This is a genomic window from Sphingomonas sp. 179-I 2A4 NHS (assembly GCF_045369135.1).
Classification (GTDB): Bacteria; Pseudomonadota; Alphaproteobacteria; order Sphingomonadales; family Sphingomonadaceae; genus Sphingomonas.
This window is the reverse complement of record NZ_JBIQFL010000005.1, coordinates 244,628-269,546: the sequence shown is the minus strand read 5'-3', so window position 1 is coordinate 269,546 and position 24,919 is coordinate 244,628. Positions and strand designations below refer to the sequence as shown.

Sequence of the window (24,919 nt, the reverse complement as noted above, 5' to 3'; positions counted from 1 at the left end):
GCGCAATCCGCTTTGCCAGGAGCAGATGGCGCGGCCACCCAGGTCAGATAAGGCCCGCCAGCGGCGACGACGGGTCGGCGTAGCGGCGGATACCCATGCGGCCCGCGCGATAGGACAGGCGCCCCGCCTCCACCGCCGACTTCATCGCCGCCGCCATCAGGATCGGGTCCTTCGCTTCGGCGATCGCCGTGTTCATCAGCACACCGTCGCAGCCAAGCTCCATCGCCACCGCCGCATCGGACGCCGTACCGACGCCAGCATCGACCAGCACCGGCACCTTGGCGCCCTCCACGATCAGGCGGATCGTCACCCGGTTCTGGATGCCGAGGCCCGATCCGATCGGCGCGCCCAGCGGCATGATGGCCACCGCACCCGCCTCTTCCAGCTGCTTCGCCGCGATCGGATCGTCGACGCAATAGACCATCGGCTTGAAGCCCTCCTTCACCAGGACTTCGGTCGCCTTCAGCGTCTCGCGCATGTCGGGGTACAGCGTGCGCGCCTCGCCCAGCACCTCAAGCTTGACCAAATCCCAGCCGCCCGCTTCCCGCGCCAGCCGAAGCGTGCGGATCGCCTCGTCGGCCGTGAAGCAGCCGGCAGTATTGGGCAGGTAGGTGAAGCGCTTTGGATCGATGAAGTCCGTCAACATCGGCGCCTTGGGATCGCTGACGTTCACGCGGCGCACCGCAACCGTGACGATCTCCGCGCCCGACGCCTCGAGCGCCGCGGCGTTCTGCGCGAAGTCCTTGTACTTGCCGGTGCCGACGATCAGCCGCGAACGGAAGGTCTTGCCCGCAACCGTCCAGGTGTCGCTGTCGACCCGCGCGGCATGATCGCCGCCGCCGACGAAATGCACGATCTCCAGATCGTCCCCGTCCTCGACCACGACGTCCTTCAGGGTGGAGCGCGGCACCACCTCGAGATTGCGCTCAACCGCCACCTTCTCCGGCACCAGGCCGAGTTCGGTCGCCAGCTGGGCCAGCGTGATCCCGGCGACGACGCGGCGGTGCTCGCCGTTCACGGTGATGGAGATGGTTCCGTCGGAATGCGGCATGGGATCCTTTTGCGGGCGGGGAACCGCCCCCTCTTTGCGGGCTGCGCTGTCTGAACCCTGCCCCTTCCCTCGCCCGTTCGAGGAGGAAGCGGCAGCCCGGCGATCGGCAGGGCCCAGGGGATCGGAGATTTGCGTTCCAACTAGGGCTGACGCAGACAGCGTTCAAGAAAGGAAGCGCCTTGTCCCTCGTCTTCGTCCTGAACGGCCCGAACCTGAACCTGCTCGGCACGCGGGAGCCCGAAATCTATGGCCATGACACGCTGGACGATATCGCCGGCCAGCTCGAGGATCGTGCACAGGCGCTCGATCTCGAAATCGATATGCGCCAGTCCAATCATGAAGGGCATCTGGTCGATTGGCTGCACGAGGCGCAGGCCCGCAATGCCAAGGCAGTGATCCTGAATGCGGGCGCGTTCACGCATACATCGATCGCGGTTCACGACGCGATCAAGTCGATTCGCACGCCAGTGATCGAAGTTCATTTGTCGAACCCGCACAGCCGCGAAGAATTCCGTCATGTCTCGTTCGTGGGTCGTGCCGCACGCGGAACTATCGCCGGCTTCGGTGCGATGTCATACATGCTCGCGCTTGAAGCTGCCGCGCGCATCTGACAGAGCGCGCGCCCTGTTCAGGGAAGGGGTCGAACATGGCCGATAAGGATAATGGGGTGATGAAGGTCGACGTCGATCTCGTTCGCCAGCTTGCCGAGCTGCTCGATGCGACGCAGCTCACCGAAATTGAAGTGGAAGACGGTGATCGTCGCATCCGCGTCGCGCGTGAAGTGATGCATGCCGCTGCGCCGACCGTCTATCATGCGCCGCCCGCCGCGCCGGCGCCCAGTGCAGTCGCAGCGCTGCCGACGACGGACGCTGCCGCCCCCTCGCCCAGCAACGCCAATGCGGTCCGCTCGCCGATGGTTGGCACTGCCTATCTCGCCGCCGAGCCGGGCGCTGCGCCGTTCGTCACGGTCGGTCGCCAGGTCCAGGCTGGCGACACGCTGCTGATCGTCGAGGCAATGAAGGTGATGAACCCGATCACCGCGCCCAGCGCTGGCACGGTGACGGCGATCTTGGTCGACAATGGCCAGCCGGTCGAGTTCGACCAGCCGCTGGTGGTCGTCGAGTAATATGCCCGAAATCAAGAAGCTCCTCATTGCCAATCGTGGTGAGATCGCGCTGCGAATCCACCGCGCCTGCCACGAAATGGGGATCAAGACGGTCGCGGTGCATTCCACCGCTGACGCGGATGCGATGCACGTCCGCCTTGCAGACGAGGCGATCTGCATCGGCCCGCCGTCTGCGGCGGAGAGCTACCTCAACATCGCCAACATCATTTCCGCGGCCGAGATCTCGGGCGCGGATGCGATCCACCCGGGCTACGGCTTCCTCAGCGAGAACGCGAAGTTCGCCGAGATCGTCGAGGCGCACGGGCTGATCTTCGTCGGGCCCAAGCCCGAGCATATCCGCACCATGGGCGACAAGGTGGAGGCAAAGCGCACCGCCGGCGCGCTTGGCTTGCCGCTCGTCCCCGGCTCGGACGGCGCGCTGACCGATTCGGCGGAGGCCAAGCGCCTCGCGCGTGACATCGGCTATCCGGTGCTGATCAAGGCGGCATCGGGCGGCGGCGGGCGCGGCATGAAGGTCGTGCCGTCCGAGGATCAGATGGAAACGTTGATGGCGCAGGCCGGCAACGAGGCGAAGTCCGCGTTCGGCGACGCCACCGTCTACATGGAAAAGTACCTCGGCAATCCACGGCACATCGAATTCCAGGTGTTCGGTGACGGCAAGGGCAATGCGATCCATCTCGGCGAGCGTGATTGCTCGCTGCAGCGCCGCCACCAGAAGGTGCTGGAGGAGGCTCCCTCGCCCGTCATCACGGCCGAAGAGCGCGAGCGGATGGGCGGCATCGTCGCCCGCGCGATGGCCGACATGGGCTATCGCGGCGCCGGCACGATCGAGTTCCTGTGGGAGAACGGCGAGTTCTACTTCATCGAGATGAACACCCGCCTTCAGGTGGAGCATCCGGTGACGGAGGCGATCACCGGCCTCGATCTCGTCCGTGAGCAGATTCGCGTCGCCGAGGGCCACCCGCTGACGCTGCGGCAGGAGGATGTCATCTTCCGCGGCCACGCCATCGAATGCCGCATCAATGCCGAGGATCCGCGCACCTTCGCGCCGTCGCCCGGCCTCGTCTCGCTGTACCATGCGCCCGGCGGCATGAACGTGCGCGTCGATTCGGGTCTCTACGCCGGCTATCGCGTGCCGCCTTATTACGACAGCATGGTCGCCAAGCTGATCGTGTACGGCACCACGCGCCAGGGTGCGCTCCGGCGCCTGCGCCGCGCGCTGGAGGAATTCGTGATCGAGGGAATCACGACCACCATTCCCTTGCATCAGGCCCTGCTCGACGATCCCGAGTTCCAGGAAGGCGATTACACCATCAAGTGGCTGGAGGAGTGGCTCGCACGCCAGGCGTGACGGCGCTCTTCACTTGACCTAAGCCTCTCTCCTACGGGGGAGAGGCTTCATGTTCATCGGGCATTACGCACCGGCATTGATCGCCGCGGCCTGTCCCAAGGCCCCCCGTCTCGGCGCCCAGTTCGTCGCAGCACAGCTCGTCGATTTCGCGTTCTTCGGTTTCGTCGCGCTCGGCATCGAGCACGCGCGTCTCGTGCCAGGCTTCACGGTGATGAACGCGCTCGACCTTTACGACATGCGCTACACGCACAGCCTCGCCGGAACGCTTCTGTTCGCGCTCGGCTGGCTCGCGATCGCGCGGCTCGCCGGCAGCGCCTGGGTGACGGCGATGATCGGTGCCGCGGTCGTGGCATCGCACTGGTTCCTCGATCTTCTCGTCCACGCGCCGGATCTCACGATCGCCGGCTCCGGCAGCCGCTACGGCTTCGCGCTCTGGAACCACCCAATGATCGAGATGCCGCTGGAGATCGCCCTCACCGCCGCTGCGCTCGGCTTCTATCTCGTGAGAACAAGGCCGCACGGCCGCGCCGGCATTCTCGCCCCGTCAATCCTCTCCACCGCGCTGGCGTTCGTCCAGGTGATCAACTGGGCCGAGCCACAGCCTGATCGCGTCATCGATCCTGCGCCACTCGCCCAATCGCTGCTCGCGCTCGCGGTCTTCACCGCTCTTGCCCTGCTCGCCGCGTGGACGGGTCGCAGCCGCATCCCAAGGCTTGGTCCGCGGCTGCGGACGCTATAGACGATGGCGCCATGAACGCGACGATCTGGCATAACCCCCGCTGCTCCAAGTCGCGGGAGGCCTTGGCTTTGCTCCGCGATGCCGGGATCGAGCCGATCATCGTCGAATATCTCAAGGAGCCGCCCAGCCGCGCCGAGCTCGCGCGCCTCTATGCCCGCGCCGGCATCGCCCCGCGCGACGCGATGCGAAAGGACGCGCCCAAGGTGGCGAACGACGAAGCCGCGCTCGACGCCATGGCCGCCGACCCCGCGCTGATCGAGCGCCCGCTGATCGAGACCGACAAGGGCGTCGTCCTCGGCCGGCCGCCAGAACGCGTCCGCGACATCCTGTGAGCCTTCCGGAAAAGGCCCGCTGGCGTGTCGAGCGGGCGAGCCGTGCCGCGGTCATCGTCGATGCGGATCCCTATTTCCGCGTCGCGCGCGAAGCGATGATGAATGCGGAGCATCAGATCCTGCTGGTCGGCTGGGATTTCGACGCGCGAATCAAGCTCGCCTGGGACAATGAGCCGCCGGGCGTGCCCGCCACCGTCGGCGATTTCATCAGCTGGCTGGTCCACCGCAAACCGGGTCTCAGCGTCCACATCCTGCGCTGGGACAAGGGCGCGCTGAAGACGCTGTTCCGTGGCAAGACGCTGTGGACGCTCACCAAGTGGCGCTTCTTGCGCAAGCGGATCCACCTGAAGCTCGATGGCCATCATCCGATCGGCGCCTCGCAGCATCAGAAGATCGTCGTGATCGACGATTGCCTCGCCTTCTGCGGCGGCATCGACATGACGGACGAGCGCTGGGACACGCGCGCTCACAGCGACGACGACGAACATCGCCGCTCGCCCAGCGGATCGCCCTTCAAGCCATGGCATGACGCCACCACCGCGCTCGAAGGCCCGGTCGCGGCCGCGCTCGGCGAACTCTGCCGGGCACGGTGGGAGATCGCCGGCGGCCGCCCGATCGAGCCCCCGCCCCCCTCGAACGCCTGCTGGCCCGAGAGCCTGGAGCCGCACTTCCGCGAGGTTGATGTCGCCATCTCGCGCTCGCAGCCCGAACATGGCCCACAAGAGGCCGTGCTCGAGATCGAGGAACTCTACCTCGCGCTCATCGCCCGCGCGAAGCGGCGCATCTATGCCGAAAGCCAGTATTTTGCCTCGCGCCGCGTGGCCGAGGCCATGGCAAAGCGCCTTGAGGAGCCGGACGGGCCCGAGATCGTCATCATCAACCCGGTGACCGCGCAGGGCTGGCTGGAGCCGATCGCCATGGACACGGCGCGCGCGCGCCTGTTCCAGGCATTGAAGCAGCGCGATCGACACGATCGCCTGCGCATGTATCACCCGCACACCGCTGGCGGCGTCCCGATCTACGTTCACGCCAAGGTGCTCGCGATCGATGACGATCTGATCCGAGTCGGCTCGTCGAACTTCAACAATCGCTCGCTCCGCCTCGATACCGAGTGCGACGTCACGATCGAGCATGAGGGCGACTGCATTTCAGCCATCCGCGACGATCTGATCGCCGAGCATCTCGGCGTGGAGCCGGCGGAAGTGACCGCGCAGGTCGCCGCTCACGGCCTGATCGGCGCGATCGAGCGCCTGCGCGGCGAGGGAAAGACGCTCGTGCCCTACGAGGTGCCGAACCTCTCGGAGGTGGAGAAATGGCTCGCCGACAACGAGATCCTCGATCCCGAAGGGCCAGAGGGAATGTTCGAGCCGCTGACACAGCGCGAGGGGCTCGTCGCGCGGATCAAGCGGCGCCGCCTCGCACGGCGGCACTGATCGACGCGCGCAGCGCCGCCGATGTGGTGACACCGGCGGCCACCAACGCTATCGGCGCGGGCATGACCGCCATCACGCCAGAAGTCGTCGCCGAACACGGCCTGTCCCCCGAGGAATATGATCGCGTCCTCCACGCGCTCGGCCGTGAGCCGAACCTGGTGGAACTCGGCATCTTCTCGGTGATGTGGTCGGAGCATTGCTCGTACAAGTCGTCGCGGATCCACCTGAAGAAGCTGCCCACGGAAGCACCCTGGGTGATCTGCGGCCCGGGCGAGAATGCCGGCGTGATTGACATCGGTGATGGCCAGGCCGCGATCTTCAAGATGGAATCGCACAACCACCCCTCGTACATCGAGCCGTATCAGGGCGCGGCGACCGGCGTCGGTGGCATCCTGCGCGACGTGTTCACGATGGGCGCACGCCCGATCGCGAACATGAACGCGCTTCGCTTCGGCCGTCCCGATCACCCCAAGATGCGTCACCTCATCTCGGGCGTGGTCCATGGCATCGGCGGCTATGGCAATTGCGTTGGCGTACCGACCGTGGGGGGCGAGGTGAACTTCCACCCCGCCTATGACGGCAACATCCTCGTCAATGCGATGACGGTCGGCGTCGCTGACCAGGACAAGATCTTCTATTCGGCCGCCAGCGGCATCGGCAATCCGATCGTATATGTCGGCTCCAAGACCGGCCGCGACGGCATTCACGGCGCCACCATGGCCTCCGCAGACTTCGGCGAGGACGCGGAGGAGAAGCGCCCGACGGTGCAGGTCGGCGATCCCTTCACCGAAAAGCTGCTGATCGAGGCCTGCCTCGAACTGATGGCCTCCGACGCGATCGTCGCGATCCAGGACATGGGCGCCGCCGGCCTCACCTCCTCCAGCGTCGAGATGGCGTCCAAGGGCGGCGTCGGCATCGAGCTGATCATGGACGACGTGCCGCAGCGTGAGGAGGGGATGACCCCCTACGAAATGATGCTCTCCGAATCGCAGGAGCGCATGCTGATGGTGCTGAAGCCGGGCCGCGAGGCCTTTGCCGAGGCGATCTTCCGCAAGTGGGAGCTCGATTTCGCGGTCATCGGCCACGTCACCGATACCGGGCGCATGGTGCTCAAGTGGAAGGGCGACACCGTCTGCGACATCCCGCTCGCCCCGCTCGCGGACGAGGCGCCGCTCTACGATCGCCCGCACGTCCCCACCCCGCCCGCCAAGGCGCTGGTGAACGTGCCCGAGTGCAAGGACATCGCCGCCGATCTCGTTACGCTGATGGGCTCGCCCGACATCGCGTCGCGCCGCTGGATCTGGGAGCAATATGACCACATGGTCGGCGCCGACACGGTGCAGCGCCCCGGCGGCGACGCCGCGGTTGTGCGCGTCCACGGCACCGACAAGGCGCTGGCGATCACCACCGATTGCACCCCGCGCTATTGCTACGCCGATCCGGTCGAGGGCGGGAAGCAGGCCGTCGCCGAAACCTGGCGCAACCTCACCGCGGTCGGCGCCAAGCCGCTCGCGATCACCAACTGCCTCAATTTCGCCAACCCGCAGCGCCCGGAGATCATGGGCCAGATCGTCGGCTGCCTCGACGGCATGGCGCAGGCGTGCCGCGCGCTCGACTACCCGATCGTCTCCGGCAACGTCTCGCTCTACAACGAATCGAAGGCGACCGGCGGCGGTTCGGCGATCCTTCCCACCCCCGCGATCGGCGGCGTCGGCCTGATGGCGGACTGGTCGAAGAGCGCCACGATCGCCTTCAAGGGCGCGGGCGACGTCATCCTCGCGGTCGGCACCCGCCGCGGCGATCTCGGCCAGTCGCTCTGGCTGCGCGAGGTCCATGGCCGCGAGGAAGGCCCCCCGCCCCGCGTCGATCTGGCGCAGGAGAAGGCGACCGGCGATCTCATCCGCACCGCGATCGACCTCGGCCAGCTCTCCGCCGTTCACGACGTCTCCGACGGCGGCATCGCCGTCACGCTCGCCGAAATGGCGCTCGCCGGCAACATCGGCGCGATGATCGATCGCAAGCAGCCGTTCGGCTGCGCGGCAAGCTTCTTCGGTGAGGATCAGGGCGTCTACATCATCACCGTCCACGATCACGCGCTGGCCGATTTCCTCCAGGCCGCGCTCGAGGCCGGTGTTGAGGCGGAGCCGCTGGGCCGCACCGGCGGCAAGCGCCTGATCTTCGAGCGGCCGGATCGCGACGATGTCGTCACGCTCGACACGCTGCGTGCGGCGCACGAGGGCTTCTTCCCGAAACTGATGGGCGGCGAGGTGTCGCTGGAGGGCTGATCCGCCCGCCGGCACCCCGCCACGCCCGATGCGCGCCGTCCCGACCGAAGCGTCCGCCCGGCTCGTCACGCTTGACGTGATCCGCGGCGTCGCGGTGATGGGCATCCTGCTGCTCAACATCGTCGATTTCGCGATGCCGAGTTACGCCTATGTCGATCCCACCTTCTATGGCGGGGCGACAGGGGCGAACTGGTGGGCTTGGGCGATCGCCTTCGTTCTTGCCGACGGCAAGATGCGCGGCCTGTTCACGATCCTGTTCGGCGCCTCCACGATGCTGATCGCGGAGCGCGCACTCGCCGCCGGCCAAAGCCCGGCGCGCGTCCATTATGCGCGCATGATCACCCTGTTCCTGATCGGTATGGTGCACGCCTATCTGATCTGGTCGGGCGACATCCTCGTTCCGTATGCGATCGGCGGCGCGATCATCTTCGCCGCGCGACGCTGGCGAACCGAGGCGCTGCTCGCCCTGGCCACGATCATCATGCTCCTGCAACTCGTCGCCGGCATCGCCGATCACGCCGCCGCACGGCACTTCGAGGCGCGCGCCACCGCGGCTGATGCGCCCGTGGCGCTGCAGGACAAATGGTCGCGCTATACGGGCGGCATCGCGGAACTGCGCGCCGAAATCCCGGCGGAGATCGCCGCTTTCCGCGGCGGATGGTCGGATGTGCTGCCCGCCCGCATTGCCCGCACCTATGAGGCGCAGACCGAGGTCATGCCCTCGCTGCTCCCGGAAACGATCGCACTGATGCTGCTGGGCATGGCGCTGTTCCGCAGCGGCTTCTTCGCTGGCGAATGGCCGCGCCGGCGCTACCGGCAGCTGATGCTGCTCGGCTACGGCATCTGCCTGCCGCTGTACCTCCCGCTCGTCTGGTGGATCTCCAGCACGAACTTCGATCCGCTCACCTTGCTGCTGGCAGATCCGCTCCACCTCGTCCTGCTGCGCCCGGGCCTCGCGCTGGCCTATGCAGCGACGATCATCCTCCTGATGCAGCGCGGGCCAGCCGGCGCCCTGACCCGGCGGATCGCCGCGGTCGGGCGGATGGCGTTCAGCAACTATCTCGCCACCAGCCTCCTCTGCACCTTGCTCTTCTACGGCTACGGCCTCGGCTGGTTCGGCCGTCTCGAGCGGTGGCAGCTCTATCCCATCGTCGCCGTGATCTGCGCCGCGATGCTGCTTTGGTCGAAGCCATGGCTCGACCGGTTCGCCTACGGGCCGTTCGAATGGCTGTGGCGCAGCATGGCCCGGCTCAAGCTGCAGCCGATCACGCACCGCTAATTTGCGAATAAGACGCAAAAGGACTTGCGACACATTCGCATTAGCCCTACCCCATGCTCAGCCGTGAGGGGAGATCAACATGGTCGTTTGCGTCTGTAATGCCATCCGCGAAAGCGACGTCCGCAACGCTGCACGTTCCGGATCGAAGACGGCATGTCAGGCCTATCGCTCGCTCGGTCGCCAGCCCAAGTGCGGCCAGTGCGTCACGTTCGCGCGAGCCATTATCGATGAAGAGCGCGCTGCTGCGTAGCGTTCGCAATCCCAGGAATCCGCAGAAATCCGCCATTTTTTAGATGGCGCTCACGCCCCACCGACGATACAAGCCGGCCCCGTAACGGAGGCACTGCAATGAAGGGCGACGCACGCGTCATCGAGTTCTTGAACGAAACGCTCAAGAACGAACTTACCGCGATCAACCAGTATTGGTTGCACTATCGCCTGCTCGAGCACTGGGGCGTGCGCAAGCTCGCCGAATTCGAGCGGCACGAATCGATCGACGAGATGAAGCACGCCGATTGGCTGGCGGAGCGCATCCTGTTCCTCGATGGCCTCCCCAATTTCCAGCTGCTCGGCCGCCTGCGCATCGGCGAGACCGTCGAGGAAGTGCTGAAGGCCGATCTCGCCATGGAGATCGAGGCCGTCGCGCAGCTTAAGGCCGCGATCGCCTATTGCGAGGAAGTGAAGGATTTCGTCAGCCGCGATCTCTTCACCAAGATCCTGCTGAGCGAGGAAGAGCATGTCGACACGCTCGAACGGCAGTTCGAGATGATCGAGCGCATGGGTCTGCAGAATTATATCCAGCTCAACGCCCAGCCGGAGCAGGCGGACGGCTGATCGTCCGGTGCCGGCCGGTGGCCGGCGCCTTTCACCGGGGCACGATCAGGATCGGCCGAACGTCCCGCCAGCCGGGCGTCGGCCGAACCCGGTCACTGGCCGGCGTGCAGCCATCGGGCCGGCTTCACGCTCCAGCAGCGCCAGCGTTTCATTGAACAGCGGCCGCAGCCGAGCGACGTCCTCCACCGCGGCCTCAGGCGTCTCGCGCGCCTCGACGCAGTCGCGCGCAATCACCTCGATCGCTTCAGCCAGATCAGCGAGCGGCGTCGCCCCGAACTGGCCCGCCTCGCCCTTCAGCGTATGCGCTGGAATCACAATCGCCGCGGCATTGAGCGCGCGCATGCCCGCCTCGATCGCCGCAACGGATTTCACTCCGTCCTCGCGGAAATAGCCGAGGATCCGCACGAAGTCGGCACCAAGCTCCGCCCGCGCCTTCGCAAAGGCTGCCCAGTCGACCAACGCGCTGCCTTCGAACGACACGATCCCATTCCCCTGCGCGCTGTGGATGACCACAGCGCAAGTAAGATCATCTATCGCCGTGAAGTAAATAGCGGGTAAGCGTCAGCTACTGTAAGGGTTCTTAGGTGCTCGCAACGTCAGACGGACCGGAACGGCACCAAATCCAAGATCTTTACGCATCGAATTGACCAGATAGCGTTCGTAGCTCGCCGGCAATTGGTCGACGCGCGTGCCGAAGATCACGAAGCTCGGCGGCCGTGTCTTGACCTGCGTCACATAGCGCATCTTGATCCGCTTGCCGCCCGGCGCGGGCGGCGGATTGGCTTCGATCGCCCGTTCGAACCAGCGGTTGAGCTCGCCCGTCGGCACGCGGCGCGACCATGCCTCCCGCGTTTCGAAGGCTGCGCCGATCAGTTGGTCAATACCCTTGCCGGTCATCGCCGATACGGTGATCAGCGGCACGCCCTTCACCTGGCTCAGGCCATCACCAAGCGCCGCCTTCACGCCGTTGAACAGTGACGAGGGGTCTTCGGCGACATCCCATTTGTTCAGCGCGATGATCAGCGCGCGCCCTTCCTCCAGCACGCGATCGGCGATGCGCAGATCCTGCGATTCAAGGCCAAGCGTCGCATCCAGCAGCAGCACGACGACTTCGGCGAAGTCCACCGCGTGCAGCGCATCGGCGACGGAAAGCTTTTCCAGCTTGTCCTGCACCTTGGCGCGCTTGCGCATCCCCGCGGTATCGATCAGCCGCACAGGCCGCCCGCGCCATTCCCAGTCGATCGCGATCGAATCGCGCGTGATCCCCGCCTCGGGCCCGGTGATCATGCGATCCTCGCCCAGCATCCGGTTGACCAGCGTCGACTTGCCCGCGTTCGGCCGCCCGACGATCGCAAGCTTCAGCGGCGCGTCAGGGTTCTCCCCCTCGTCATCCGCCTCCTCGTCCTCCGCCTCCTTGTCGAGATACGGAAGCAGCGCGTCGAACAGGTCGGCGACGCCTTCGCCATGTTCGGCCGACAGCTGGACGGGATCACCAAAGCCCAGCGCCAGCGATTCCAGTATGCCTTGTTCGCCGGAGCGCCCCTCCGCCTTGTTAGCGACCAGCACGATCGGCGTGGTCGATCCCCGCAGCCAGCGCGCGATCTCCTCGTCCAGCGGCACGATCCCGGCACGCGCGTCGACCATGAACAGCGCGACGTCCGCCGACGCCACCGCCGCCTCGGTCTGCAGGCGCATACGGCCCGGCAGCGAGTGCGCGTCATGGTCTTCGTAGCCCGCGGTGTCGACGACGCGGAAATCCAAGCCCAGGAGGTGCGCATCGCCCTCGCGCCGGTCGCGGGTCACGCCGGGGCGATCATCCACCAGCGCCAGCTTCTTGCCGACGAGACGGTTGAACAACGTGGACTTGCCGACATTAGGGCGGCCGACGATCGCGACGGTGGGGAGACGTGCCATCGCGCCCCCCTACCCGCTCGCCGCCCCCGCGTCACCTGTACGCGGACATGCGTCCCTTATGATCGAGCGTGTACAGGGTCTGGTTCGCCACGATCGGCGGCAAGGTGAAGCTGTCGGACGCTTCGATCGTCACCTGCACGCTGCCGTCGGCCGGCGACACGCCGACCAGTTCGCCGCGCGAATTGGTCAGCCACAGCCGGTCACCGGCGAGAACCGGGCCGAACCAGGTGTAGGGGTTCGATTTCTTCTTCTCGTTCTTGTACGCGCGCAGCTGGCCGATCCAGCGGACCTTGCCGTTGGCGCGCGACAGGCACACCAGCCGCGCATCATCGGTCACGACGAACAGCCACTCGCCCGCGATCCACGGCGTCGTGATGCTGGCGAAATTCTGCTCCCACAGGCGTTGGCCGGTTGCGATCTCGATCGCCACCATGCGTCCGCCCTGCCCCACGGCATAGACGCGCCCGTCAGCGATCACCGGATCCGCGTCGATATCGGCCAAGCTCGAAACCGAGGTGGAGATGCTGGTGCGCGACAAGGCGTCCTGCCACAGGGTGCGGCCGTTCTCGTAGCGATAGGCATTGAGCTCGCCCGAGGAGAAGCCGGCGACGATCGTGCCCGCTGCCGCAGCCGGTGCCGCGACGCCGAACACGCCCTGCGTCTCGACGCTGGCGGACGCGGTCCACTGCACCTTCCCGTCAGCCTCGCCCAGCGCATAGAGCTGGTTGTCCTGGCTCAGCACATAGATCTGGCCGTTGGCGATGGTCGGCGCGCCGCGCAGCGGCCCGCCCGGCTTGGAACGCCACACTTCGCTGCCATCGGCGGCGTTCAGCGCCACCACGTCGCCAAGCCCGCTCGTCGCATAGACGCGGCCGCCGTCGACGCTGGCGCCGCCGCCGAACAGCGCGGACTTGTTCGATTCGTCCTTGGCCAATGCCGTGGACCAGATCGAGCTTCCGGTGTCCGCGTTGAACGCATGCACCCGCGCCTCGACGTCGACGACGAAGAGCTTGCCGTCCGCAATCACTGGCGTGCCGCCGAGCTGCTGGCGGTTCGATCCGCCGTTGATCGACGCGCCCCAGATCCGCGCCGGCGATCCGCCAAGCGCCAGATGGCCCATGTCCTTCGCGGCATTGCCGCCCGGCTGGGTCCACTCCGCGTTCACCTCGGCCGCCGGCAGCAGCACCTGCACGCCCGACAGCGACGGATCCACCTCCGCCTCATTCTCCGATACCAGGATCGGCACGCGATTGCCGACCGTCGGCGTCTTCTTTTCCTGGCCCTTGAAGATGCCGCAGGCGCTCAGAGCCATCAGGCTCGCCACTGCGATCGGGGCGGCAATCGACTTTTTCATTACTGTGCCTTGCTCTGTGCCCCGCCCGCAGCCGGGCCGGTGCCGCCATCACTCTTCGTGCCCGCCTCTGCCGGCACGGCGTCGACACCAAGTACGCCCGCCATCTGAACCGCGCGTTGACGGATCGTCGCCGGCACCTTCTCGTCCTGCGCGATCTGCCCGAACAGCTTGCCGGCAAGATCGCGGCGGCCCTGCTTCAGGTAGGCCAGCGCCACCAGTTCACCGGCGCTGCCGAAATAGGGGTTCTCCGGCACCGCCAGCCCACGCAGCCGCGTGACCACCTGGTCGGGCTTGATCGTGTCGAACTCGGCCATCGTCTGGCGCACCAGCGCCAGCTGGCGGAACGGCGCGTCCAGCGACTCGTCGGCCGCGATCTGTCCGAACTTGGCCGCCGCGCCCTTCAGGTCGTCCTTCTGCAGCAGCAGGTCGGCCTGGGTGAACAGCGCCACCGCGCGATAGCCATCGGACTTGGACTGGGCGAGCTCGGCCAGCGGCGCGGTCGTCTTCTCCAGCCGATTGGCGGCCAGATCGTCCCACACCAGCTGCAACTTCTCACCCTCGCGTCCGGCTTCCTCGCGCTTCTGATGCTGCCAGAAGAGGTATCCACCGAAGGCCGCGAGCGTCACGACGATCACGGCAGCGATGATGAGGCCCCAGCGCTTCGCCAGCGCCGCAGCCTGTTCCTTGCGCAGTTCCTCGTCGACTTCGCGCAGGAATGCCTGGTTGTTCTGCGGCGTGAGCGCCACGACCTACTCCGATACTAAAGGAAATCGGCGGCGAGCTTTACGGCCTGCCGGCGGAAAACGAAAGCGGCTCACGTTTTGGGGGCGTAAGTCTGCTCCGCCCCCGGAAATGCGCGCGTTTTCACTTCCTCGGCATAGGCCGCGGCGTGATCACCGATGAAGCTCGCCATGTCGCCATAACGCTTCACGAACCGCGGCACGCGCTCGAACAGGCCAAGCATGTCCTCGGTCACCAGCACCTGGCCGTCGCATTCCGCCGACGCGCCGATGCCGATCGTCGGCACGCTGACCGATCGCGTGATCTCGATCGCGATCGGCTCCACCACGCCTTCGATCACCACCGAGAAGGCGCCGGCCTCCGCCACCGCCACCGCATCGCCCACGATCTTGCGCGCCTCGGCCTCCGATCGGCCGCGCGCGCCATAGCCGCCCAGCGCATTCACCGCCTGCGGCGTCAGGCCGACATGCCCCATTACGGGAATGCCGCGCTCGGAAAGGAACGCCACGGTCGACGCCATCGCCGTTCCGCCTTCCATCTTCACCGCCGCCGCGCCGGTCTGCTTAAGCAGCCAGGAAGCGCTCTCGAACGCCTTTTCCGGGCTGGCTTCGTAGCTGCCGAACGGCATGTCGACGATCACCATCGCGTGATAGCTGCCGCGTACCACCGCCGCGCCATGTGCCGCCATCATCTCCAGCGTCACCGGCACCGTCGAAGGCAGGCCGTAGATCACCTGTCCCAGGCTGTCGCCCACCAGCAGCATGTCGCAATGCGGGTCCAGCAGCTGCGCCGTACGCACGGTATAGGCGGTCAGCATCACCAGCGGCTCCTTGCCCTTGCGCTGGCGCACGGCAGGAACGGTCACCCGCTTCATCGGCGCCGAAACAGGCGTCGCGCGGCTGGTGGAGCTGTCGATCGTGAAAGTCGTGGACATGGGGGCCGCTTAGCCGGTTCGCTTCACACGATCCAGCCGCCTGCCTTGGCGGTCATCGCGAACCACAAGGTGAAGGCCCCGATCGCGAAGATCGCCGCGGGGAAATATGTCGTCCACCAGCCCTTCATCGCGATGATGTCGGTCGCCAGGAACATCCAGCCAAACATCACCACGATCGCGGCGAGCGAGACGATCGCCAGCGGCACCGCGATGGCGCGCCGAAGCACCAGCGCGATCCCCGCCGCCAGCCCGCCCCACGTCGCGACCGCATAAACCCAGTCATACCAGCGCGGCAGCGACGCGATCAGTTGCCGGTCATAATCGCTCGGCACCGCGCCCATCGCCTCGGCACCGTTCGTCACATGCTCGTAGAAGGACAGCAGCCCCATCGCCTGCCAGAGCAGCAGCAGCAACGTGACGATCCAGAACCACGGCGGTGCACGACGAGCCAATGCCATCTTCATCCTCCCCAGCCTTGTCGGAAGGATGCTGCGCCTTTCGTTGCGATCACGCAATGGTCGGCATCAAAGGCGGCGTCTCGCCGAGGCACGCCGCCCCGTGCCCCGAGTCGCGCCTTGCTCCCCCTGGAACGTCAGCCCTTGTCGAACAACGCGACGTAGCGATCCGGCTTGAACCCGGCCTCCATGATGCCGTCGCCCACCAGCAGCGGGCGCTTGATCGTCGATGGATGCGCTTCCATGATCGCCATCGCACGCACCGCATCCAGATCCGCCCGCTCCGCCTCGGGCAGCTTGCGGAACGTCGTGCCCTGCCGGTTCAGCACCGTCTCCCAGCCGAGCGCATCGACCGCCTGCGTCAGCACCGCCACGTCAACGCCCGCCTTCTTGTAATCGTGAAAGCGGTACGGGACGCCGTGCTCGCCTAGCCACACCCGAGCCTTCTTCACGGCGTCGCAATTGGGAATTCCGTACATGGTAAGCGTCATTGTGGCCCTCATCGTGCTCCCGGCGGCTGATGGATTGCACGAGCCGCGCAGGTATTCACCCTTATCGGAATGGCGGATACGCGTGCCGGTGCCGGACTGCCTCCGCCTTGGTAACGCAGCTCAGGATCGGAGCGTAACGAAATGTGCTCCACGCTGATTTACATCAGAGCGCGCTCCTTCGCTGGCGCTATGGCCGGATTTATCGTCAACACGTCGCCCGCAAGCGTTGACGCCTGAGAGTTGTTACGTGCTCCCGCCTGCAGTTTCGGAGCACCGGCCATGAACTACTCGGCCGAGAACAGCCTGCAGTCGTTCGTGGATCGTCTCACATGCCGGTCAATCCTCACCGAAGGGGAAAAGCAGGCCGTCTTGTCGCTCCCCACGCACTTGGTCAAAGTTCGGGATCGCCAGGACTTCGTTCACATCAACGAACATGTGACGTACAGTAGCTTCATCGCCTCGGGTCTTGCGGGACGTTTCGGCCAGACCGCATCGGGTGCACGGCAGTTCACCGCATTTCATATTCCCGGCGACATGGTCGATCTCCACGCAGCGGTCCGCCCGATCGGGCTGGGCGGTTTGACGGCGCTTTGCGACACGACAATTCTGCGTGTCCCCCACGCTGAAATCCGCATCCTCGCGGCAAGGTTTCCGGCTCTTGCGGAGGCGTTCTGGCGAGACTCGTTGCTGGATTCAGCGATCTTGATGCAGTGGGTGATCAACGTGGGCCGGCGCGATGCGCGAACAAGGATCGCCCACGCCATCTGCGAAATGTCGATCCGCTACGGCCGGGACCGCGAGGTACTGTCAAAGTTCGACTTTCCCGTGACGCAGGAGCAGCTGGCCGACGCCACCGCGTTGACCGCCGTGCATGTCAACCGATCGCTGAAGGCGCTTCGCGAGACTGGTATCGTCGATCTTTCGCGCGGCAGAGTGCACATCCACGATTGGCGCGCGCTTGCCAAAACGGGCGATTTCGACCCGAACTATCTGATCGCCGACACCAAGCCGGAACGGCAGAAGCGGCTCCTCTCACAATCCTGATCGGTCGGCACACGAAAGCGTCAGCGACAGAAGGCTGCCGCCGCGCTCGACATCGCCCAAGTCGACAGCATCTGGACGCTAGCCATTGCCGCGCTAAGTAATGGCCTCAAAGTGACGGAGCCGATCATCAACAATCGTCACAAAAGGAAAGGCTGCGACGATCGCTATCGCGCCCGACCTGAGAGGGAATTGGGCCTTCTAGGACTCGCGGAAATGCGCGCCCGCAGCGAAGGAGTTCTCCGCGACGGCGCCCAAAAAGCGGTCCGGCAGGAAACGCCCCATTTGCGGACCTGCCATCGGTGTGGGAAAGTGTTGCCGGAGGGATCGCCAATGAAGGCAAAGTGTCAGTGTGGCCAGTTGGTGGTCAAGCTTCCTGGCCCAGCCCCCGCCGTCGTCGCTTGCCATTGCACTGCTTGTCAGCGCCGCACCGGATCGCCCTTTGGTTTGATGGCCTATTATCCCGCCGACCAACTGACCATTGACGGAAAGGCGCAACGCTATGAGCGGCCTACCGATGAGGGGAACACCTTCGAGACATTTTTCTGCCCGTCGTGCGGCTCGAGCGTTTTTGCGCGGGCGGGCAAGCACCCAACCATGATTGGCGTCGCCGTGGGGGCAATCGCCGATCCCACTTTTCAACCGCCCGTGCGATCGGTGTGGGAGCAGACGATGCACCATTGGATTACGGTGCCCGGCGATGTGCAGCACTTCCCACGAGGTCGAGAATAGGATCCTAGCTTAAGTCTACTGTGAGGAAAGCGGCTTGACCGCTTCCCACCCACTCTCCGCCAGTCGAAACCGCGCCAACGCCTTCCTAAAGCTGCCCGACAGGAAGCGCCCCAATTGCGGACGTTCCTTTGACGCGTTCACAATGCCGCTATGAAGCCGAACCGCTACGAGTGACTGCACGCCGAGCAGCAAACCATAGCCACTGAAGGTTCTGAAGTCCGTCGCGCTTGGCGCATGTATCCGCAGATGACTGGTGGCGCTTTCATCGTTACGGCAGTCTTATTTTGTATGCTCGCCCTTGTTGGGCGGTTCCCGCGTGATCCTGATGGGACGACGCAACTTCGCTATTTCGCGGCCGCTTGCGCGGTCATCGCGCTGGTATCAGCGGCGATGCTGTGGAAGTGGCGCGTCCGGCATCTTTCACTTCGATTGTCTGCATGGGTTCTATTGTGCCTTTCGGTCCTGGCCCTAACGATAGGGGCGCTTCCCTAAGCAAAGCGACCGGCAGCTTTCCACAAACCCTTAACCACTCATATTCGCCGCGAGCGCACCCAAGAGCGATCTCCCCGCGATCCGCAACGGCTAACGATCAGGGCCGGAAAGCCAGGTGCAGGAGGGGATAGGGCCTCCCTTGGCCATCGATCGGCGAGCGGCCGGTCTGGTTGAAGCCCATTCTCTCGTAAAACCCGACAGCCTGGCCATTCTGCTCGTTAACGTCGGTGGTCATGGCCGGGTGGAGGCTCAAGCCGTGCCGAACGAGGGCGGCACCGATCCCGCGGCCGCGAACGGCGGGGTCGACGAACAGCGCCTCCATGTGCCCGTCCTCCACCAGCATGAAGGCCAGCGCCCGGTCGTTCTCGTCTGCGGCGATCCAGAGCGGAGCCTGTGGCAGAAAGCCTGTAATAAGGTCGTCGAGCGCAAGACGATCGGCGGGGGTGAGAAAGCCGTGCGTCGCGTCGACAGCACCTCGCCAGATCTCAACAACGCGCTCGCCCTCATCGGTGCGGGATGGCCGGATCGTTATCATCCGGCACCGATGCTGCACCTTGGCTGCTGCGCGCAAGTTGCAAAGGAGCAGGCATCTGCGCGGCGGGCGCGAATGGACAATGGAGACGCCGCCTGGTGTTTACCCACGCCCCATATCGAAGCTCGACCGCGATATCTCTCGCCCAGGGCGAGCAGCTACGCCTCCAGCCCTTCATGCGATCGCGCCATCGCCCGCTGGTACGCGTCCCGCCCGGTGGTGCGCGCGAGATAGTCCTGTTCCGCGTCACCCAGCATGATGCCGCACGTTCGCAGCCCCAGCGTGAGCGCGTAGGTGACGGAAATGTCCGCCGCCGTGAACGCGTTGCCCGCCAGATAGGGCGATTTAGCGAGCCGGTCCGCCACCAGCCGCAGCCGCTTCCCGAACGAGTGCAGGCACCATGTCGCACCCCAATTGTCGCGCTCGGCCTCGGGTGCGAGGAAGCGGCTGACGATCACCGGCATCATCAGAGTCGCCAGCCCGGCTTCGCCAAGATGCAGGAACTGCTGATAGGCCGGGAACGCGGCGTCGTTTGGCGCCGGCGCGAGCGGCGTCGGCCCGTAGCGGCCGAGGAGATATTCCATGATCGCGATCGATTCGACCATCGTCACATCGCCATCCTGGATCGCGGGGATGTAATCCGCCGGATTGAGCGCCAGGAACTCGGGCTCGCGATTGGGCGCAAGCATGTCCACCTGCCTCACGGTGTAGGGAAGGCCCATCTCCTCCAGCAACCACACCACGCGGATCGATCGCGAAACCTGCCCGCCCCAGACGGTGATCATACGCCCTCCTCCCCATCCTCGACGGTCAGGCCCAGCGAAGCACAGCCTGCGCGCGTGTAAAAGGCATGTGCGACGGCGCGGCCCCGATCGCCCCCGCTATTGAACCGGGCGTCTGGCTCCGCGCTCCGGCAAACCCCGTATTTCCGCCGCCGCCGATCTGGTGTCTCACCGTCTCACGACAGGCCGTGGACGGAGAGAGAAGGTGGAGAACACCCGAAAGCTGACTGCCGAACTGATCGGCACCTTCTGGCTCACCTTCGGCGGCTGCGGCTCGGCCGTGCTGGCGGCGGCCTTCCCGGAACTCGGCATCGGCTTTGCCGGCGTCTCGCTCGCCTTCGGCCTTACCGTGCTGACGATGGCTTATGCGATCGGCCACATCTCGGGCTGCCACCTCAATCCCGCAGTCACGGTCGGGCTGGCGGTCGGCGGCCGCTTCCCGGGCAAGGACGTGGTGCCGTACATCGTCGCCCAGGTGGTCGGCGCGATCCTCGGCGCTTTCATCCTGTACCTCATCGCCAGCGGCGCGCCCGGCTTCGACGCGCCCGCCTCGGGCTTCGCCGCCAATGGCTATGGCGCGCATTCGCCGGGCGGCTATTCGCTCGCCTCCGCCTTCACCGCCGAGGTCGTGCTGACGGCAGTGTTCCTGTTCATCATCATGGGCGCGACGCACGGCCGCGCGCCGGTCCAGTTCGCGCCCATCGCGATCGGCCTGGCGCTGACGCTCATCCACCTCATCAGCATCCCGGTCACCAACACATCGGTGAACCCCGCGCGCAGCACCGGGCCCGCACTGTTCGTCGGCGGCTGGGCGCTGGCGCAGCTCTGGCTGTTCTGGCTCGCGCCGCTGATCGGCGGCGCGGCCGGCGGCATGATCTACCGCTGGATCAGCCCGATGCCGCAGCAGGACGTGGTGGGTGACGCGGCGCGCCCGCACTGAAGGCGCCGCTCCGCTGAACATCGAAAAGGCAGCGCCCGGTTACCGGACGCTGCCCTCCCACGTCATTTTCCCTGCGTTGCTTCGGCCATCGCCGGCGCGGATTCGATATCCGGCGCGCCGCCCATGTCACCGTTCTTGGTCCGCCCTGCACCCGGCCCGGCGCCAAGATCGGCGCCCGTCGTGGGGTCCGATGCCGGGTCGGACATCGTGCGCTCGGCCATCTTCGCCGCGACCTTCGTGTCCTTTGCCGGCAGCTTCACGCTTGCCGTCCCGTCGCCGCCGTCCGCCGGCATCACCTGCTGCAGGTCGTCAACGCGGTCCCATTCCTCGCCGCTGTTCCACGGCCCGGTCGTGTCACCCTCACCCTGCGAGGTGTTGACGTACATGCTGGCGTATTTCTCCACGCCCGGCAGCTTGCCCGACGGGAAGTTGTTCTCGATCGCGTACAGCGCCTTCTCGAACGATTTCTGGTGCGCCACCTCGCGCGTCATCAGGAAGCCCAGCGCATCCTTGATGCCGGGATCGTCGGTGATGTTGATCAGCCGCTCGTAGACGATCTTCGCGCGCGCCTCGGCGGCGATGTTCGATCGCAGGTCGACGGTTGGCTCGCCGCGCGAATCGACATAGGCCGCGGTCCAAGGCACGCCCGCGGAATCGCACAGCGCCGGCCCGCCGCCGAACAGGATCGATTCCTTCGCGCTGCTGCCGGTCGATCCGATCAGCTGGTACAGCTCGGCCTCCTTCATCTGTCCCTCGGCCAGCTGCGCCTTCACGCCCTTCGTGAGCATGGCGACGATCGATCCGATGATCTCGAGGTGGCTCAATTCCTCGGTGGCGATGTCGAGCAGCATGTCCTTGCGGCCGGGATCATCCTCGCCCAACCCTTGCGTGAAATAGCGCATCGCCGCCGCCAGCTCGCCATCCGCGCCGCCGAACTGCTCCATCATCATCGTGGCGAGCCGCGGGTTCGGCTCGGACACGCGCACCGTATATTGCAGTCGCTTGTTGTGCATGAACATGATCGCTTCTCCGCAGGGATGACTGCGGGGTCCAGCGCACCAGCACGGCGCCCGTTCCTAACGAATTCAGTTGTTTGACTAAAATGGGTTAAGTTAGCGGTCGGATCGGCCGGCGCGGCGGCTGGACTGCTGCGACCGGGACCTGTGGTAATCCGCAATTGCAGGCCTGCCCGGCTATTCTACTCTTCCGGGCAGGATAGCCGCCGGCATCATGCCACGGGCTGATCCGAACGGAGCACGGCGATGCTGGAATATGGTCGAAACCTGCGGAACCTTGCCGGCGGCTACGCCGCGCTCGCCGGCGCGGTCGACGCCATCGGCTTCCTGAAATCGGGCGGCCTGTTCGTGTCGTTCATGAGCGGCAATTCCACCCTCCTTGCCGTCGGCTTCGCACAAGCCGGCGCGTTCGCAGCGGCGGCGACGGGCCTCATCGCACTGTTCGTGACGGGCGTGATCCTCAACGTCATCGTCAGCGAAGGCGCGCCCAGCGGCCACCGCAAGGTCGTCGCCACGATCAGTGTCGCGCTCCTGCTGCTCGCCGCCGCGGTGTTCGACAGCTTCGGCCAGGAGGTGCCCGCGATCGGCTTCCTGTGCCTCGCGATGGGCGCCGCCAACGCGATCTTCCGCCGCGCGGGCGACGTCGGCATCGGCGTCACTTACATGACCGGCACGCTGGTGAAGTTCGCCCACCGCCTTGCGGACGCGATCCGCGGCCAGCCTGATACGCAGTGGCTGCCCTTCCTCCAGCTCTGGCTCGCGCTGGTCGCTGGCGGCATCCTGGGCGCCCGCACCTTCCTCTGGTCCCCCAACGGCAGCCTGTGGTGCGTCGCCGCCGCCGGCAGCGGCCTCTCAGCCCTCACATGGTGGATCATGAAGAGCACCCGCCGGGCAGAGCACTGAGCCGCAGGATCAGGTCGCCACACCCAGCACCATCGCCACGGCTGCCGCTAGCAAGGCGAGAACGCTCGGATAAAAGGTAAGCGCAAACCCGAACGCCCGCGCCCGCGCGCCCTTCCTGTACCCGATCCAGAACAGCAGGCGCCCGGCTGCGAACAGGCACGCCAGCATTATGATCGCCGTTCCGGCGCGCGCGAACGTCGCCGCAACGATCAGATGGGTGACGATCGCCAGCACCGCCTGCTCGAACGTGTTCTGAAGGATCGCGCCGGCCACCCGGATCTTCGCGGACGCGTCCTCCGCGCTGCTGCCGCCAATGTCCTGTTCGGAAAAGAACCGCAGCCGCGCCACATTGCCGATCGCCGCGGCCAGCCACACAATGACGATCAGGTCCGCACGAAGCGTCAGCTGCAACCGGTCGGGGAACGGCAAGGCCTCCCCCGGCCAGGCAAGTGCCGTGGCGCCAAGAACGATGACGGTCGTCGCCAGCGCCGCCGCCATCCCCGCCGCAACGCCCCGCTGCTCCTGCCTGAACGCCCGCCCGCCTGCCATGGCTTCTCACTCCAGTGCCCCGATCCCGCATGGTGGCTGGTCGGGCCGGCGTTGACCATCGCTGGATCGTCGAGCGGTTGGTGAAACCATCAGGCCCTAGTTCGGAACTGGTGACGGTTCCTCGCCTTGCCCCCGCCCTTGACGCACCGCGAATGGCGAGCCGTCACTGAGGCGGAGGGGGCGCGGCCTCCGCAACATTCGCCGGCGGGGTCTCCTCGGCATCACCGGCCGGAGGAGATGGCGAGGCTTCGGGTGCGCTCGCTACCGCATCACCGCCGTCCAGCGTCGCCACCGCGGCCGGCGGGGTCACCACAACCGGCGCCTCGATCGTCCTTACCACCTGTGGCGGAACCACCGGTGGCGGCGCCGGCTGGTAATAGTCGCGCCACGCATCATAGGCGGCGAAGAACTCCACGAACGGCCGGTCGAGCCGCAGCAGGGACTCTCGCGCGAAAGCCGGCAGGTCGTCATCCTCCACCTGGATGACTTTCACGACCTCCTCTCGCGCCACTGCGCAGAAGGCCGCCCGGATCGCCGGCTGGGCGTAGAAATTGTAGATGCGCGTCTGATTGTCGTCATAGACCCGCTGCCAGTCCCACCAACCGGGCGCTTGCCACTCCCGGATATAGGCCTTGTAGTAGCGATCGATCGCGGCGGCGCGGGTCCTGAGCCACGCATTGTAATGCTCGAGCACACCGCCACCTGCCTGGTCGCACCCCAGCGCAGCGACGTTCAAGGCGTTGCGCAGATGCCAGACGGCGGCCTGATCCGTGTTGTCGAGGTTGGGCGTGAAATACTTGCCGTCCGCCCGCTTCTTCGGGCTTTGCATGCCGATATACCCACCCGGCGGCATCTTCGGCGGCGGCGGCGTCACCGTCGCGACAACTGGCGGCGGTTGCACGGGCGCAGTTGGCGTGGCGCAGCCGGACAGGGCGGCAGCCAGTCCGCCCAGCAGGCCCCAGCCAAGATTCGCACGCGATATCATCGTATTCCCCACGTCATCCGCCGCATGCTTGGCCATTATCGTACGCACACCACAAAGATGGCTGATCTTCACTCTCCCCTCCCAACCGTCAGCCGAGATGGCCGCCATTAGGCTGGCTGGCAGCAATCGGGCCGTATGCGGTGGCGCGGCCCCCATCCAGCGCTTCGCCACCACGGATGGCCGCCGCCGGGCAGAGCAGCGCCATGATCCCGCCCGGGGCCTCATCTTGCCCATCGATGCCAGCGGAGCAGCCGTCGGTTCGGCCACGCAATAATCTATCCATCGGATTGTTCATGAACGGTCTCCTGCGCGCCCATAACGCACGAACCGACCGAACGGCATCGGCGCAGAGTCCCCCTTCGCGCCGGTCTCCGTAATCAGCCTGACCCTGGCTTGTGCTCAAGGCTGGTGCACGGCGGGGGAAAAGGCAGGGCAGCGGCGTCGGCCGTTGATGATCAATCCATGGCGCAGGCATAAACCGTCCTGGTCGCGGACCGAGGCGCTGGTTGAAGACAGCGCCGTCAGTCCGGGCAGTTCACGTTCCTGGCGCGCGGGATCGTCGCAGAAATGGGTGCATGGGCGGCAGGGCTGCCCTCTTGCCGCGGCCTTCAGAGTCTCGCGCAGGATC

28 protein-coding genes are annotated in these 24,919 nt (G+C 66.0%); 14 read left to right on the top strand and 14 right to left on the bottom strand.

Annotation, left to right across the window (positions count from 1 at the left end; genetic code table 11):
- Positions 1–43: 43 nt before the first annotated feature.
- Positions 44–1,051, bottom strand: a complete 1,008-nt coding sequence (thiS, locus tag ACH0CP_RS11590) for a sulfur carrier protein ThiS (protein WP_406888561.1) — start codon at positions 1,049–1,051, stop codon at positions 44–46.
- A gap of 179 nt (positions 1,052–1,230) precedes the next feature.
- Between thiS and aroQ the strand changes: the two genes are divergently transcribed.
- The 10 genes from aroQ to bfr all read left to right on the top strand — a co-directional run bounded on the left by aroQ (position 1,231) and on the right by bfr (position 10,430).
- Positions 1,231–1,662 carry a type II 3-dehydroquinate dehydratase gene (gene aroQ / locus ACH0CP_RS11585; protein ID WP_406888563.1) on the top strand — a complete coding sequence of 144 codons (432 nt, stop codon included), beginning with the start codon at positions 1,231–1,233 and terminating at the stop codon, positions 1,660–1,662.
- A 35-nt stretch (positions 1,663–1,697) separates the two neighbouring features.
- On the top strand, positions 1,698–2,177 hold the full coding sequence (gene accB / locus ACH0CP_RS11580) for an acetyl-CoA carboxylase biotin carboxyl carrier protein (protein WP_406888565.1): 480 nt from the start codon (positions 1,698–1,700) through the stop codon (positions 2,175–2,177).
- Between the two features lies 1 nt (position 2,178).
- On the top strand, positions 2,179–3,528 hold the full coding sequence (accC, locus tag ACH0CP_RS11575; protein ID WP_294444105.1) for an acetyl-CoA carboxylase biotin carboxylase subunit: 1,350 nt from the start codon (positions 2,179–2,181) through the stop codon (positions 3,526–3,528).
- Between the two features lie 49 nt (positions 3,529–3,577).
- Positions 3,578–4,267 (top strand): hypothetical protein, encoded by a 690-nt coding sequence (locus ACH0CP_RS11570; protein ID WP_406888567.1) that lies wholly within the window; start codon positions 3,578–3,580, stop codon positions 4,265–4,267.
- Positions 4,268–4,278: 11 nt separating this feature from the next.
- A complete protein-coding gene (arsC, locus tag ACH0CP_RS11565; RefSeq protein WP_406888568.1) occupies positions 4,279–4,599 on the top strand; it encodes an arsenate reductase (glutaredoxin) in 321 nt (106 codons plus the stop codon).
- A complete protein-coding gene (locus ACH0CP_RS11560) occupies positions 4,596–6,032 on the top strand; it encodes a phospholipase D-like domain-containing protein (protein WP_406888571.1) in 1,437 nt (478 codons plus the stop codon). The genes arsC and ACH0CP_RS11560 overlap by 4 nt, the downstream gene beginning before the upstream one ends.
- A gap of 62 nt (positions 6,033–6,094) precedes the next feature.
- Positions 6,095–8,317 carry a phosphoribosylformylglycinamidine synthase subunit PurL gene (purL, locus tag ACH0CP_RS11555; protein WP_406888573.1) on the top strand — a complete coding sequence of 741 codons (2,223 nt, stop codon included), beginning with the start codon at positions 6,095–6,097 and terminating at the stop codon, positions 8,315–8,317.
- A 28-nt stretch (positions 8,318–8,345) separates the two neighbouring features.
- Positions 8,346–9,596 (top strand): DUF418 domain-containing protein, encoded by a 1,251-nt coding sequence (locus ACH0CP_RS11550; RefSeq protein ID WP_406888575.1) that lies wholly within the window; start codon positions 8,346–8,348, stop codon positions 9,594–9,596.
- 79 nt (positions 9,597–9,675) lie between these two features.
- Positions 9,676–9,846: a bacterioferritin-associated ferredoxin gene (locus tag ACH0CP_RS11545; RefSeq protein WP_294444922.1), complete on the top strand. Its 171-nt coding sequence runs from the start codon at positions 9,676–9,678 to the stop codon at positions 9,844–9,846.
- A gap of 98 nt (positions 9,847–9,944) precedes the next feature.
- Complete coding sequence (gene bfr, locus ACH0CP_RS11540; RefSeq protein WP_406875730.1) at positions 9,945–10,430, top strand: bacterioferritin; 486 nt, start codon at positions 9,945–9,947, stop codon at positions 10,428–10,430.
- A gap of 45 nt (positions 10,431–10,475) precedes the next feature.
- On the opposite strand, the gene ACH0CP_RS11535 is transcribed toward bfr, so the two are convergent.
- The 7 genes from ACH0CP_RS11535 to ACH0CP_RS11505 form a co-directional block, all read right to left on the bottom strand.
- Complete coding sequence (locus tag ACH0CP_RS11535; RefSeq protein WP_406888576.1) at positions 10,476–10,910, bottom strand: Hpt domain-containing protein; 435 nt, start codon at positions 10,908–10,910, stop codon at positions 10,476–10,478.
- Positions 10,911–10,991: 81 nt separating this feature from the next.
- Positions 10,992–12,344, bottom strand: a complete 1,353-nt coding sequence (der, locus tag ACH0CP_RS11530) for a ribosome biogenesis GTPase Der (RefSeq protein WP_406888577.1) — start codon at positions 12,342–12,344, stop codon at positions 10,992–10,994.
- Positions 12,345–12,375: 31 nt separating this feature from the next.
- Entirely contained in the window at positions 12,376–13,698 is a 1,323-nt protein-coding gene (locus tag ACH0CP_RS11525) for a PQQ-binding-like beta-propeller repeat protein (RefSeq protein WP_406888579.1), read from the bottom strand.
- Positions 13,698–14,444: a tetratricopeptide repeat protein gene (locus ACH0CP_RS11520; protein ID WP_294444917.1), complete on the bottom strand. Its 747-nt coding sequence runs from the start codon at positions 14,442–14,444 to the stop codon at positions 13,698–13,700. The genes ACH0CP_RS11525 and ACH0CP_RS11520 overlap by 1 nt, the downstream gene beginning before the upstream one ends.
- A 68-nt stretch (positions 14,445–14,512) precedes the next feature.
- Positions 14,513–15,373 (bottom strand): 3-methyl-2-oxobutanoate hydroxymethyltransferase, encoded by an 861-nt coding sequence (panB, locus tag ACH0CP_RS11515; protein WP_406888581.1) that lies wholly within the window; start codon positions 15,371–15,373, stop codon positions 14,513–14,515.
- A 23-nt stretch (positions 15,374–15,396) separates the two neighbouring features.
- On the bottom strand, positions 15,397–15,837 hold the full coding sequence (locus ACH0CP_RS11510) for a hypothetical protein (RefSeq protein ID WP_406893915.1): 441 nt from the start codon (positions 15,835–15,837) through the stop codon (positions 15,397–15,399).
- Positions 15,838–15,965: 128 nt separating this feature from the next.
- A complete protein-coding gene (locus ACH0CP_RS11505) occupies positions 15,966–16,319 on the bottom strand; it encodes an ArsC family reductase (RefSeq protein WP_406888586.1) in 354 nt (117 codons plus the stop codon).
- Between the two features lie 279 nt (positions 16,320–16,598).
- Between ACH0CP_RS11505 and ACH0CP_RS11500 the strand changes: the two genes are divergently transcribed.
- Together ACH0CP_RS11500 and ACH0CP_RS11495 are read left to right on the top strand one after the other, a co-directional pair.
- A complete protein-coding gene (locus ACH0CP_RS11500) occupies positions 16,599–17,363 on the top strand; it encodes a Crp/Fnr family transcriptional regulator (protein WP_406888588.1) in 765 nt (254 codons plus the stop codon).
- A gap of 111 nt (positions 17,364–17,474) precedes the next feature.
- On the top strand, positions 17,475–18,092 hold the full coding sequence (locus ACH0CP_RS11495) for a GFA family protein (RefSeq protein ID WP_406888591.1): 618 nt from the start codon (positions 17,475–17,477) through the stop codon (positions 18,090–18,092).
- 589 nt (positions 18,093–18,681) lie between these two features.
- Here ACH0CP_RS11495 and ACH0CP_RS11490 read toward each other — a convergent pair.
- Both ACH0CP_RS11490 and ACH0CP_RS11485 read right to left on the bottom strand, forming a co-directional pair.
- Positions 18,682–19,119 (bottom strand): acetyltransferase, encoded by a 438-nt coding sequence (locus ACH0CP_RS11490; RefSeq protein WP_294443936.1) that lies wholly within the window; start codon positions 19,117–19,119, stop codon positions 18,682–18,684.
- A gap of 155 nt (positions 19,120–19,274) precedes the next feature.
- The gene (locus tag ACH0CP_RS11485) at positions 19,275–19,901 is read right to left on the bottom strand and encodes a glutathione S-transferase family protein (protein ID WP_406888593.1); all 627 of its coding nucleotides are present in this window, start codon (positions 19,899–19,901) and stop codon (positions 19,275–19,277) included.
- A gap of 202 nt (positions 19,902–20,103) precedes the next feature.
- Here ACH0CP_RS11485 and aqpZ point away from each other — a divergent pair, with 202 nt between their 5' ends.
- Positions 20,104–20,838: an aquaporin Z gene (gene aqpZ / locus ACH0CP_RS11480; protein WP_294443934.1), complete on the top strand. Its 735-nt coding sequence runs from the start codon at positions 20,104–20,106 to the stop codon at positions 20,836–20,838.
- Positions 20,839–20,900: 62 nt separating this feature from the next.
- Here the strand turns inward: aqpZ and ACH0CP_RS11475 are convergent, their stop codons facing one another.
- Complete coding sequence (locus ACH0CP_RS11475; protein ID WP_294443933.1) at positions 20,901–21,857, bottom strand: manganese catalase family protein; 957 nt, start codon at positions 21,855–21,857, stop codon at positions 20,901–20,903.
- Positions 21,858–22,100: 243 nt separating this feature from the next.
- Between ACH0CP_RS11475 and ACH0CP_RS11470 the strand changes: the two genes are divergently transcribed.
- Entirely contained in the window at positions 22,101–22,757 is a 657-nt protein-coding gene (locus tag ACH0CP_RS11470) for a YoaK family protein (RefSeq protein ID WP_294443931.1), read from the top strand.
- A gap of 9 nt (positions 22,758–22,766) precedes the next feature.
- On the opposite strand, the gene ACH0CP_RS11465 is transcribed toward ACH0CP_RS11470, so the two are convergent.
- From ACH0CP_RS11465 to ACH0CP_RS11455, 3 genes are all read right to left on the bottom strand, one after another.
- The gene (locus ACH0CP_RS11465) at positions 22,767–23,306 is read right to left on the bottom strand and encodes an MAPEG family protein (protein WP_294443929.1); all 540 of its coding nucleotides are present in this window, start codon (positions 23,304–23,306) and stop codon (positions 22,767–22,769) included.
- Positions 23,307–23,469: 163 nt separating this feature from the next.
- Positions 23,470–24,291 (bottom strand): hypothetical protein, encoded by an 822-nt coding sequence (locus ACH0CP_RS11460; protein ID WP_294443928.1) that lies wholly within the window; start codon positions 24,289–24,291, stop codon positions 23,470–23,472.
- Between the two features lie 88 nt (positions 24,292–24,379).
- On the bottom strand, positions 24,380–24,586 hold the full coding sequence (locus ACH0CP_RS11455) for a hypothetical protein (RefSeq protein ID WP_406888595.1): 207 nt from the start codon (positions 24,584–24,586) through the stop codon (positions 24,380–24,382).
- Between the last annotated feature and the right edge of the window lie 333 nt (positions 24,587–24,919).